This window comes from Streptomyces sp. NPDC059524, assembly GCF_042749255.1.
GTDB lineage: Bacteria > Actinomycetota > Actinomycetes > Streptomycetales > Streptomycetaceae > Streptomyces > Streptomyces xanthii.
Map to the genome: position 1 here is coordinate 1 of NZ_JBHYTK010000201.1, position 12,322 is coordinate 12,322.

Below are 12,322 nucleotides of genomic sequence, written 5' to 3' on the forward strand. Positions count from 1 at the left end.
GGCCCCCCGGACCCTCGACGCCCCCGCTTCCCGCGGGGAATCGCCTGCGTGCCTACGGGTTGTCCACCCGGAGCAGCCGGTTCGGGGAACCGAGCCCCGCGCCCTTCACCCGGCCCGCGGCGGCTTGGCCGGTGAGCGCCTGGCTCACCTCGGCCGGGGACGCGCCCGGGTGGCCGGAGAGCCAGAGCGCGGCCGCGCCCGCGACGTGCGGCGAGGCCATCGACGTACCGGAGAACGTGGCGTCGCCGGTGTCGCTCGCGTACGACGCCGAAGTGATGTCGACACCAGGGGCGAACAGATCCACGGAGAAGCCCCAGTTGGAGAAGCTCGCGCGGGTGTCGGTCCGGTCGGTCGCGCCGACCGTGACGGCCTCGGAGACCCGGGCGGGCGAGTAGAGGCCCGCGAGGAGTCCGTCGTTGCCCGCCGCGACCGTGTAGGTCACGCCGGACGCGATCGAGTTGCGGACGGCGGCGTCGAGTTGGGTGTTCGCGTAACCGCCCAGGCTCATGTTCGCGACCGCGGGCTTCTTCGCGTGCTTCGTCACCCAGTCGATGCCCGCGATGACCTGCGCCGTGGTCCCCGAGCCCGCGTCGTCGAGCACGCGGACCGCGACGACGTCGGCCTTCTTCGCGACGCCGAACGTCTCGCCCGCGACGGTTCCGGCCACGTGCGTGCCGTGCCCGTTGCCGTCCTGGGCGACCGCGTCGTTCTCCACGAAGTCCCAGCCGCTGGAGGCGCGCCCGCCGAAGTCCTGGTGCGAGGCCCGGATGCCGGTGTCGATGACGTACACGCTCACGCCGGTGCCGCCGGAGTCCGGCGAAGTGTAGGAGCGGTCCAGCGGCAGGTCGTTCTGGTCGATGCGGTCCAGGCCCCACGACGGCGGGTTCTGCTGGGTCTGCTCGAACGTGACCTCCGTGTCCTGCGCCACGGAGGCCACGGCCGGGTCGGCGGCGAGCCGCTTCGCCTGTGCCTCGGTCAGCCGCACCGCGTACCCGTTGAGCGCGGTGCCGTAGGTCTGGCGGATGGTCGCCCCGTACTTCTCGGCCACCTCCTGCCCGGCCGCGGACGGCGCCCTCGTCCCTCCCTTCAGCGTCACGATGTAACTGCCCGTCACGGCGCCGGGTGCACCGGCGCCGAGTATCCGCCCCTGCGCGGGGGCGGCCTGCGCGGGCAGGGTGACGGCCGAAACCACCGCCGCGGCGGCGAGGGCGGTGAGCGCGTGCGCCCACCTGCGGCCGGCGGTACGAGTCACCGGCAAGGTCTCTGCCATGGATGGGGTGTCCTCCTCAACTCGGCGTGACGGCACGCCGGTTGGCAGCGTCCCCCGCGTCGCGGAGCGTCACAAGGGCATGCGCCGGGGCGGATCGGCGTCGCCCGTGGAGAGTCTGTGAGGGATGCGGACGCCTCGGGCGCCCTCTGGCGGGAACCGGCCGCAGCCGTGGCCCGGAGGCGCAATCGCGGTGGCGGGCGCGCCCGGCCCTCGCGCAGGATGACAGGCATGGCGATCATCCACCACACGACCCTCAAGCCCACCAAGCTCGAACTCCTCACGGACTGGCTGCCGCACCGGCCCTGGTACCGGGGCGCGGGCACCCCCGAACTGAGCAGGACCGGCGGCTTCCGGCTCGACGACCCGGACGGCGAGGTCGGCATGGAGTTCATGGCCGTCACCGACACCTCCGGGCCCGAACCGGTCACGTACCACGTCCCGATGGCCTACCGCGGCGCCCCGCTCCCGGACGCGCCCGCCGACGCCCTCATCGGCACCACCGAGCACGGCGTGCTCGGCAAACGCTGGATCTACGACGGCATGGCGGACCCGGTGCTCCTCACTGAGCTGGGACGGCTGCTGCGCGGGGAGGCCCCGGCGCACGCGCAGAGCGTCGACGGCGCCCTCGACCCGACGGTGGGCGTCCGGCTCGCGCCGGGAGCGGACCTCGGGCGGCCCGAGGCCGTCCGCGTCCTGGCGGAACTCGGGACGGACGAGGCCCTCGCGCCGGGAGTCACCGGTGAGGTGAGCGCGCGCTGGCGGACCGGCGACGAGGACGGGCCGCTGATCCGCGGTGTCTTCGTCCGGTTCCGGACGGAGTAGGGCGCTCCGCGTGTTGTGGGGTGGTCCGTGCCGATGTCGTCTGCCATCGTGTACGGGCCGCCGGCGACCGCCGCGCGGTGTGTTTCCGGAACGGGGGAGAACACGATGAGGACCGTGCGACGACTCGCGGGACTGTTCACGGGGACGGCGCTGGCACTCGGCGCCCTGATCGCCACGACGGCCGCATCCGCCCAGGCCTACAGCCCGAACCCGGCGCCGAGCGTCTACTACCGCGACACCGGCACCTGCCCGTGCAGCGGCGGCACGCTGGCCGACCCGTTCGACGGCACCTACTTCGCCAACGACCCGGGCGGCTACGCGGTCAAGATCGAGCTGAACCAGGGCGGTTCGTTCGTCGGCAAGGTGGAGTTCCACCCGAACGACGAGAAGCTCTGGGTGTACGACACGAAGAACGACGGCGACACGTTCTACGTGAAGATCTCCTACTCCGCGGGCGGCACCACCCACAACCTGGGCACGTACGCGGCGCCCGGCACCGACGCCGTCCTCGACAAGGTCGTCAAGGACTTCGACATCCCCGAAGGCGCACCGGTCGACATCTCCGTGTACGACGACCAGGCGCTCGGCGACTACATCGGCGGGGCGCGCGGGACCGGCAGCGCCGTCGCGTAGCCGCGCGGGAGCCGCGCCGGGTCAGTCCGGCGCGGCGACCGAGCCGACGTACCCGGACCGCGTCGACAGATACAGCACTCCGCCGAGACACAGCGGCTCGGCGAGCGCGCCCGTGTCCAGGCGCAGACCCGACGGGGCGGGCAGCCGCAGCGAGCGGACGCCCGTCCCGTCCGCGACGTCCAGGCCCCGGATCTCGCGCCGGCCCACGGCGAACACCCGTCGCCCCGCCAGCAGCAGGGTCCCGGCCCCGGCCGGCGCCGCCGTGTCCCAACGGGGCTTCCCCGTACGCCAGTCGATGCCGCGCAGCCGGCCGGCGCTGTCGCGCAGGACCAGGACGCCGCGGTCGCCGATCACGGGGGCCGCGGCCGGGGTGACGGACGGGGCGAGGGTGCGCCGGGTGCGCAGCGTCTCCGGGTCGAGGACCGCGATCCCGGGGTGCTCCGTCGACCAGCACAGCAGCGAGTCCGCGTGGGAGAGCAGGCCCGAGCAGTCGAGGTCGTCGCGGGTGCGGGGGTCGGGCGCGGTGCCGGGCCGCGCGCCCCGGATCCCGCCCCTGGCGAGGGCGCCGTAGAGCCATCCGTCGTGCACGACCAGCGGCCCGGCGGGCTCCGGAAGGTTCACTCCCCAGTCGCCCGTGCCCGTGTCCGCGTCGAGCGCCGACAGCTCGATCGCCGCGTCCGGGGAGTCCTCCGGCTGGTTGTTGTAACGGGCGGCGTACACCTTGCCGTCCGCGTAGGTGACGCCGATCAGACCCGTGAAGCCCTCCCGCGCGTAGTGCCAGCGGACCCGGCCCGTGGCCGCCTCCACGCCGATGATGCCCGAGCGGGCCGGGACGAAGAACAGGGTGCCGTCGGTGGCCGGGGCGATCGCCGCGTTGCCGGTGGGGGTCTCCGGGTACACGTCGTCGACCAGCCGGTCCGCGCTGAAGCCTTTGCTGCGCCACTGTTCCTCGCCGGTCGCGAGATCGAGGGCGCGGGCCGCTCCCGTCCCGTCGCCGCACACCAGCAGCCCGGCGCCCGCCGTGCAGCCGCCCGTCCGCCCGGTGCCGGTGAGGTGGCGCGCCCAGGGACGCCAGCCGTCCGGGCGCTGCTTCGTGTCGAGCGCGGTGGAGGTGAACTCGCCGCTGTGGCCCGGATCGGCGTCCGGCAGGGCGAGCGGCCCGGTGTCCTGCCCGGTGCCTTCTCCGGAGGCCGTCGGTGCGGCGCCCGCCGCAGGAGGCTCCGGTGTGCCGTCGGGCAGGAGCACGGGCACGGTGACGGCGAGCGCGGTGACCAGGGCGGCGGCCGCCACCGCCCACGGCCAGCGGCGACGGCGGGCGGCCGGTGCGGGCGAGGACGTGGGCGGGCCCGCGGGACGCGCCACGGCCGCTGTCGGGGAGGGCGGGACGACGAGCGCGGCGCGCGGGGCGTCGGCGGCCGTCGCCGCGTTCTCCAGGGCGACCGCCCCGGAGACCTGCTCGCAGTGGGCCACCGCCTCCCGCTGTTCGGCGATCAGGGACAGAAAGTCGGCGGGCCAGGGCGCGAGATCCGTGGTCGCCGCGGACAGTTCGGCGGCGAGCGCGGCCGCGGTCGGGCGCTCGGCCGGGTCGGGCCGCAGACACCGGGCGATCAGGTCCCGCAGCAGGGGAGGGACCTCCGAGAGGTCGGCGCGGCCCGCGGCGATGCGGTGCAGCACCGACGCCGGCTCGTCGTCGTCGAAGGGGCCCCGCCCGCTCGCGGCGAAGCACAGCACGGCGCCCAGGCAGAACAGGTCGGACGCGGCCGTCACCGGGTGGGCGCCGGTCAGCTGCTCCGGGGACAGATAGCCGGGCGTTCCGACGACGAGCCCCGTCGCGGTCAGCGCCGTCGCGTCGAAGGCCTGGGCGATGCCGAAGTCGATGAGGCGCGGGCCGTCCGCCGCGAGCAGCACGTTGCCGGGCTTGAGGTCGCGGTGCAGGACGCGGGCCGCGTGCACGGCGTCCAGGGCGCGGGCGAGCCCGGCGCCGAGCGCGCGGACGGCGGGCACCGGGAGCGGTCCGCACCGGGTGACCGCGTCGGACAGCGCGGGCCCGGGAACGTACTCCGTGGCCAGCCACGGCAGTTCGGCGTCCGCGTCGCCGTCGAGCGGGGCGGCCGTGCCCGGACCGGTCACCGCGCGGGCCGCGTCGATCTCGCGGCGGAAACGGGTGCGGAACTCGCCGTCCGGCTCGAAGTCCGTCCGCACCGTCTTCACCGCGACGAACGGTCCCTCGACGATGCCGCCGACCGTCTCGCGCCGGGCCAGGAACACCTCGCCCATGCCGCCGGCGCCGATCCGGCCGAGCAGCCGGTAGGGGCCGACGCGCCGCACCGCGCCCGTCAGAGGAGTCAGCACCGGGCCGCCTCAGGCGTTCGGGAGGGCGATCGAGGTGACCGCGCCCTGGTCGAAGACGACGTGCGCGACACCGCCGAGCAGCAGCACCTGGGGCACCCGCAGCTCCTCGCTGAACACCGTCCCGTCCTGGTTCGGCTGCGGCTCGTCGCGGTCGCCCGGTGCCCCCGGCAGCGGGAGCTTCCGCAGCTTGCCGGCCCGGCCCGCCGCGTCCAGCGGCAGCAGGTACAGGGCGTGGTTGTCCGCGAAGACGGCCCGGCCGTCGGTCAGGAGCGGGGGCGAGACCCCGGCGCCGAGGCCGGGCAGAGACACCGTGGCCGTGTGCTTGCCGGTGCGCGGGTCCGTGACGGTCAGCCGCTTGCCGGGGCGGTCGAAGGCCAGGGAGAACCGGGCACCGGACGCCGACACGTTGGACAACTGGTCGGAGGGGCCGTCCACGAGCGGCACCGTGTAGTGGCCCACCGGCTTGAGGGTGCGCGGCGTGTACCGGTCGACACGGAAGGCCGTCTTCTCCGAGCCGGTGGACGTCAGGCGCAGGCACTGGATCGTGCCGCCGCCCGAGAAGAGACGGGGGCAACCGCCCGGGCCGCCCGAGCCGGCGGTCACGTAACGCTGCCCCATCACGCCGCCGTCGCGCGGGTCGACGGCGGACAGGCCCCCGGGCACGGACACGTACAGCACGCCGTCGACGAGCGCCTCCGGCCCGTACGCGTACTCGGTCGCCTGGTCCGGCACCTCCTGGGACAGCTCGGAGTCCCAGCGCACCGAGCCGTCGTGGAGGTCGTACGCGCGCAGGGACGCGCCCGCCGTCTCGGCGGCCAGCGAGACGCCGCCGACCGTCGCGACGACCAGATCGTCGGTGATCAGCGCGGGCCGGCTGAAATCCCCGCGCCCGGCCGGAGGTTCGGCCTTCCACAAGGTCTTGCCGGTGCGGGAGTCCAGCAGCCGGAGCTCGCCGTACGCGGCGGTGACGGTGCGCCCGCCCCGGCTCTGCGGCGCGACCGCGTGACCGGGCATGAACCGGGTGCCGCCGGGCCCGATGTACGCCTCGTCGACATCGCCCGGGCCGGCGTTCCCGGCGTGCGTCCACAGCCGGTGCCCGTCGGACGGCGACAGGGCCTCGTACGTGCCGTCGGTCCGCAGGCAGACCACGGCCCGGGTGTCGGCGGAGCAGTCCATCGGGGCGTGGTCGAGGCGGCCCTGCCAGGCCTTCCAGCCGGCGGGGCGCTGGGCCGAGAACTGCGGGACGTACCCGCTGGCGTCGTTGAGCCCGGCTGAGTCGACCCCGGCCAGCGCGGTGAGCTGCGCCGGGGACAGCGTCGTCGTGGGACCGGGCGCCGCCGGACCGCCGCCCTGGCCGTCGTCGGAACCGCCGGGGTCCCCGCCGCGCAGCGCCAGGTACGCGCCCAGTCCGGCGCCCGCCACCGCGACGGCCGCGACGATCGCGAGGGCCCGCAGCCGGGCGCGCCGCCGGGGAGGCGGGCTCGCCGGGGGTGCGGTGGGGCCGAGCGTCGGGTACTGGTGCGGGGCGAGCGTTCCGGCGCCTTCGGAGCTCCCCGAGCCCCTTGAGCCCTCGGAATCGCCGGAGTTCCCGGGGCTTTCGGAAGGCGGGGCGGGCACCGGGAGCAGAGGGGCGCCCGTCGCGCACAACTGGCGCACGTCGCGCTCCGAATCCGCGATCTCCCGCAGCACCGGCTCGGGCCAGCCGTCCGGACCGTCGGCCGGACGCAGCGCGGCGAACCGGTCCGCCAGCTCCGCCGCGTCCGGCCGGTCCGCCGGGTCCTTCGTCAGGCACGCCGCGAGCAGCGGGCGGACCGGCTCCGGGACCGCGTCGAGGCGGGCCTCCGCCTCCGCCACCCGGAACAGCACCGCCGCGACCGGCCCGTCGCCGAACGGGTCCTCGCCCGTCGCCGCGTACACGAGCACGGACGCCAGACAGAACACGTCCGACGCCGCCACCACGTGCCGCCCGCCCGCGATGTGCTCGGGCGACATGTAGCCGGGGGTGCCGACCACGCGGCCCGTCGAGGTGAGCGTCGTCGCGGCCGCCGTACGGGCCACGCCGAAGTCGATGACCTTGGGCCCGTCGGCGCCGAGCAGCACGTTCGACGGCTTGAGGTCACGATGGGTGACGCCCGCGGCGTGCACGGCGGCCAGCGCCCGGGCCATTCCCTCGCCGAGCCGGGTCAGCGCACCGAGCGGCAGCGGCCCGTGCCGGCCCACCGCCTGGGTGAGCGTCGGACCGGCCACGAACTCGGTGGCCAGCCAAGGGAGTTCGGCCGACGCGTCACTGCCGACCAGGCGTGCCGCGTACGAGCTGTCCACGGCCGCCGCGGCCTTCGCCTCCCGGGCGAAGCGCCGCAGATACGCCTCGTCGCCGGCCGTCTCGTTGCGGATCACCTTCACGGCGGCCAGGTCGTCGGGCCCGTACCCGGCGGCGATCCGTGCCGGCCGGGCCAGGAACACCTCGCCCATCCCGCCCGCGCCCAGACGCGCCAGCGTCACGTACGGTCCTACGGTGCGCGGCGAACGTTCGTGCAGCGGTCCCGGCATGCGAACGCGGCCCCCCAAGTCCCTTGATCCCCACACGTGTTCCGACAGTCTTCCACGCGCGGGGCGCGCACCCGGTTCCGCCCGCCGCCCGTGCCCCCGCCGCGCGCCGTGGCAGGCCCCCGCCTCCACCCCCTACCGTCGAGGGAGCGACCCGCGCCGCCGAGCCCCCACCGCGCGAAAGGGGAACCGTGAAGGCCATCCGCCGATTCACCGTCCGTCCCGTCCTGCCCGGACCGCTCGCCCCGCTCCACGACCTCGCCGGCAATCTGCGCTGGTCCTGGCATCCCGCCACCCGCGACCTGTTCGCCGCCGTCGACCCCGGCCGCTGGGCCGCGTGCGGGCAGGACCCCGTGAAGCTGCTCGGGGACGTGCCGGCGGCCCGGCTCGCGGAACTCGCCGCCGACACGGGTTTCCTGACCCGGCTGCGCGAGGCCGCCGACGAGCTGCGCGCCTACCTGCACGGGGAGCGCTGGTTCCAGCGGTGCGACGGTGAACCGCCCGCCGCCGTCGCCTACTTCTCGCCCGAGTTCGGCATCACCGCCGCGCTGCCCCAGTACTCCGGCGGCCTCGGCATCCTCGCCGGCGACCACCTCAAGGCCGCGAGCGACCTCGGCGTGCCCATCGTCGGCGTCGGACTGCTGTACCGGCACGGGTACTTCCGGCAGTCCCTGTCCCGGGACGGCTGGCAGCAGGAGGCGTACCCCGTCGACGACCCCGACGAGCTGCCGCTGAGCCCGCTGCGCGAGGCCGACGGCACGCCCGCCCGGGTGACGCTCGCCCTGCCCGGCGGGCGCACGCTGCGGGCCCGGATCTGGCAGGCCCGGGTCGGCCGGGTGCCGCTGCTGCTGCTCGACTCGGACGTCGAGGAGAACGACGGGCCCGCCCGCGAGGTGACCGACCGGCTGTACGGGGGCGGCAGCGAGCACCGGCTCCTCCAGGAGATGCTGCTCGGCATCGGCGGCGTGCGCGCCGTGCGGGCGTACTGCCGGATCACCGGGCACCCCGCGCCGGAGGTCTTCCACAGCAACGAGGGCCACGCGGGCTTCCTCGGCGTCGAGCGGATCGCCGGACACGTCGCCGCCGGCCTCGACTTCGACGCCGCGCTGGAGGCTGTTCGGGCCGGCACCGTCTTCACCACGCACACGCCCGTCCCGGCCGGCATCGACCGCTTCGGACGCGCACTCGTCGCCGCCCACTTCGGCAAGGACGCCGAACTGCCCGACCTGGACGTGGAGCGGATCCTCGCCCTCGGCGCGGAGACGTACCCGGGCGGCGACCCGCACGTCTTCAACATGGCCGTCATGGGGCTCCGGCTCGCCCAGCGCGCCAACGGGGTCTCGGCCCTGCACGGCAGGGTGAGCCGTGCGATGTTCGCCGGACTGTGGCCCGGGTTCGACGCCGACGAGGTGCCGATCACCTCAGTCACCAACGGGGTGCACGCGCCCACCTGGGTCGCCCCCGAGGTCCTCCGGCTCGGCGCGGACGGGGCGGCGGCCCCCGGGGATCCGGCCCGGTTCGACGGCGTCACCGACCAGGAGCTGTGGCGGCTGCGCCGGGAGCTGCGCGGCCGGCTCGTCGACGAGGTGCGCGAGCGGCTCGACGACTCCTGGCGCCGGCGCGGCGCGGGCGCCGCCGAGCGGAGTTGGATCGACGGCGCCCTGGACCCCGACGTCCTCACCATCGGCTTCGCCCGCCGCGTCCCCTCGTACAAGCGGCTCACGCTGATGCTGCGCGACCCGGAGCGGCTGACCAGGCTGCTGCTCGACGCGGAGCGGCCCGTGCAGATCGTCGTCGCGGGCAAGGCGCACCCGGCCGACGACGGCGGCAAGCGGCTGATCCAGGAACTCGTCCGCTTCACCGACGACCCGCGCGTGCGCCACCGCGTCGTCTTCCTGCCCGACTACGGGATGGGCATGGCGCGCACCCTCTACCCCGGCTGCGACGTGTGGCTGAACAACCCCGTACGCCCCTTGGAGGCCTGCGGCACCAGCGGCATGAAGGCCGCCCTGAACGGCTGCCTCAACCTGTCCGTGCCCGACGGCTGGTGGGACGAGTGGTACGAGCCCGACTTCGGCTGGGCGATCCCGCCCGCCGACGGCACCGGCACCGACGAGGACCGGCGCGACGAGCTGGAGGCCGCCGCCCTCTACGACCTGCTGGAACGCCGGGTGACCCCCCTCTTCTACGAGCGCGGCCCGGACGGACGGCCCGACCGCTGGCTCGCGATGGTCCGCGCGACCCTCACCCGGCTCGGCCCCAAGGTCCTCGCCGACCGCATGGTCCGCGCGTACGTGGAGCGGCTCTACGCCCCTGCGGCGCGCTCGGCACGGGCGCTGACCCCGGAGGCGGCCCGGCGGCTCGCGGCCTGGAAGGAACGGGTGCGCGCCGCCTGGCCGCGGGTCGCCGTCACCTATGTGGGAGCACCGAGCGGCACCGCGCTCGGCAGCACCCTGGACCTCCATGTGACGGTGGAACTCGGGGAGTTGACGCCGGACGACGTCGAGGTGCAGGCCGTCGCCGGGCGCGTCGACGCCGAGGACACGCTCGCGCGGCCGACGACCGTACGACTCGCACCGGCCGGCGGACCGGACGGCGCGGGCCGCTGGTCGTACGCGGGCCCCCTCGCCCTGGACCGCACCGGACCGTACGGCTACACGGTCCGCGTCCTGCCGCACCACCCGCTGCTCGCGTCCCCGGCGGAGACCGGCCTGGTGGCCGTGCCCGCGCAGGCGGCCGGGGAGGGCGGCGGCGTGCTCCTGCGCTGAACGCGGCCACCCACAGGCACAGACGCGGACGCCCGGGCCGTCGTGACGACGACCCGGGCGCCCGTGAACCACCGGAGGGACTGCTGGTGGAACTACCGCTGAACTACCTCTGGGACTCTCTCGGGAACTGCCGGTGCTGCTGTCTTACTTGACGTTCACGCCGGACCAGGCGGCCTCGACGGCCTTGACCTCGGCCGAGTCGGCCCCGTACAGGTCGGTGGCGGCGCTGATCGTGCCCTTGCGGGCGTCGGCGTAGTCCGTCGTCGACGTGAAGTACGTCGTCAGGGCCTTGAACCAGATCTTCTCGGCCTTGTCCCGGCCGATGCCCGTGACGGTGGAGCCGTCCGAGGTCGGCGAGTCGTAGTCGACGCCGTTGATCGTCTTCTTGCCGCTGCCCTCGCTGAGCAGGTAGAAGAAGTGGTTCGCGATGCCGGAGGAGTAGTGGACGTCCAGGTTCCCGGCGTCGGCCGACCAGGAGTCGAGCGAGGAGCCGTCCTTGCTCGGCTTGTCCATGTAGCGCAGCGGCGAGCCGTCGCCGTTGATGTCGATCATCTCGCCGATGAGGTAGTCACCGACGTCCTTGGAGTTGTTCGCGTAGAACTCCACGGACGTGCCGAAGATGTCGGACGTCGCCTCGTTCAGGCCGCCGGACTCGCCCGAGTACTCCATGTTGCCGGTGGCCGCGGTGACGCCGTGGCTCATCTCGTGCGCGGCCACGTCGATCGACGTGAGCGGCTTGGCGTCGCCCTCGCCGTCGCCGTAGGTCATGCAGAAGCAGCTGTCGTCCCAGAACGCGTTGACGTACGCGTTGCCGTAGTGGACCCGGGAGTACGCGCCCTTGCCGTCGCCGTTGATGCCGCTGCGGCCGTGCACGCTCTTGTAGTAGTCCCAGGTGACCTGCGCGCCGTAGGCGGCGTCGACACCGGCGGTGGCGGCGTCGTTGGCCGTGCCGTCACCCCACTTGTCGTCGTCGTCCGTGAACAGCGTGCCCTGGCCGGACTCGCCGTGCTTCAGGTCGTACGTGGAGTGGCCGCCGCGCGTGTCGTCCGTGAGGGCGAACGAGCCGCCGGACTCCTTGCTGCCGACCTCGACGCTGCCGCTGTACTGCGACTCGCCGGTGCCGGTCTTGATGTCGTCGTAGGAGAAGATCTTCTTGCCGGTGGCGGCGTCGGTGATGACGTGCAGGCGGCTCGGAGTGCCGTCCTTCTCCGTGGACTTGACGACCTTCTCGTAGGCCAGGCGCGGGGTGCCGGAGGCGGCCCAGACGACCTTGCGGGCGCCGGACGGGGCGGCCTTCAGCGAGGCGCCCGAGGTCGCCACGTCGATCGACTTGGAGGTGGCGCGGGTGACGCCCTCGCGCGCACCGGACTTGGTCCGGTGGACGACCAGGTCGCCGCCGAGGACGGGCAGGCCCTCGTAGGTGCGCTCGTAGCGGGTGTGCGTGGCGCCGTCGCGGTCCTTGACCACGTCACGGACGACCAGCTTCTCCTTGGAGCCGAGCTTCAACTCCTTGGCGGTGTCGGCCGCCTGGGCGCTCGCGTCGTGCATGAGGTCCGCGTGGGCCGTCGCGCTCAGGGCCAGTGGGGTGGCCGAGGGAGCGGAGGGCTGGGCCGAGGCGCCGGTGGTGGTGAGCGCGCCCGTCAGGAGCGCGCCGGCGGCGACGGCCGTGGCGATGGACAGAGTGGTGCGCCGGGATATGTGGGGGGTCACGAAGAAAGCTCCTCTGGAATGTGGGGGGTGAGGATGTGGGGGGTGAGCTTTGCCGTGCGGTACGTGCGGGAAAACTGTGGCAGCCGGAACCCGGAGATGTCATGTACGCAACCGCAGGTTGGCCGGAATTCGTTCGTTGAGCGAAAACTGACGCACGGATTGCGAACGCTCCGCGGCCCCTCCGTCAACTGAACAGGCGCGCCGCACCGGGGAGTTGAAC

At 74.4% G+C, this 12,322-nt stretch carries 7 protein-coding genes; 3 read left to right on the forward strand and 4 right to left on the reverse strand.

The genetic code is table 11. The annotated features are described in order from the left end of the window. Window positions 1-52: 52 nt before the first annotated feature. A complete protein-coding gene (locus tag ACFW9D_RS34870) occupies window positions 53-1,270 on the reverse strand; it encodes a S8 family peptidase (protein WP_384628842.1) in 1,218 nt (405 codons plus the stop codon). 228 nt (window positions 1,271-1,498) lie between these two features. Here ACFW9D_RS34870 and ACFW9D_RS34875 point away from each other — a divergent pair, with 228 nt between their 5' ends. Both ACFW9D_RS34875 and ACFW9D_RS34880 read left to right on the forward strand, forming a co-directional pair. Continuing rightward, window positions 1,499-2,092, forward strand: coding sequence for a 1,4-alpha-glucan branching protein (locus tag ACFW9D_RS34875; protein ID WP_384628845.1), 594 nt, complete (start codon window positions 1,499-1,501; stop codon window positions 2,090-2,092). Between the two features lie 105 nt (window positions 2,093-2,197). Further along, complete coding sequence (locus ACFW9D_RS34880) at window positions 2,198-2,725, forward strand: hypothetical protein (protein WP_384628848.1); 528 nt, start codon at window positions 2,198-2,200, stop codon at window positions 2,723-2,725. A gap of 21 nt (window positions 2,726-2,746) precedes the next feature. On the opposite strand, the gene ACFW9D_RS34885 is transcribed toward ACFW9D_RS34880, so the two are convergent. Next, window positions 2,747-5,077 carry a protein kinase gene (locus ACFW9D_RS34885; protein WP_384628851.1) on the reverse strand — a complete coding sequence of 777 codons (2,331 nt, stop codon included), beginning with the start codon at window positions 5,075-5,077 and terminating at the stop codon, window positions 2,747-2,749. A gap of 9 nt (window positions 5,078-5,086) precedes the next feature. Then, entirely contained in the window at window positions 5,087-7,579 is a 2,493-nt protein-coding gene (locus tag ACFW9D_RS34890) for a protein kinase (protein ID WP_384628854.1), read from the reverse strand. A 236-nt stretch (window positions 7,580-7,815) separates the two neighbouring features. On the opposite strand from ACFW9D_RS34890, the gene glgP reads away from it, so the two are divergent. Next, entirely contained in the window at window positions 7,816-10,392 is a 2,577-nt protein-coding gene (glgP, locus tag ACFW9D_RS34895; RefSeq protein ID WP_384628857.1) for an alpha-glucan family phosphorylase, read from the forward strand. A gap of 144 nt (window positions 10,393-10,536) precedes the next feature. On the opposite strand, the gene ACFW9D_RS34900 is transcribed toward glgP, so the two are convergent. Next, entirely contained in the window at window positions 10,537-12,102 is a 1,566-nt protein-coding gene (locus tag ACFW9D_RS34900) for a M4 family metallopeptidase (protein WP_384628860.1), read from the reverse strand. Window positions 12,103-12,322: the final 220 nt, after the last annotated feature.

What these genes read in the sequence shown, in the direction of transcription:
- ACFW9D_RS34870 (WP_384628842.1), bottom strand. Translation starts at nt 1,270, where the DNA reads ATGGCAGAGACCTTGCCGGTGACTCGTACCGCCGGCCGCAGGTGGGCG.
- ACFW9D_RS34875 (WP_384628845.1), top strand. Translation starts at nt 1,499, where the DNA reads ATGGCGATCATCCACCACACGACCCTCAAGCCCACCAAGCTCGAACTC.
- ACFW9D_RS34880 (WP_384628848.1), top strand. Translation starts at nt 2,198, where the DNA reads ATGAGGACCGTGCGACGACTCGCGGGACTGTTCACGGGGACGGCGCTG.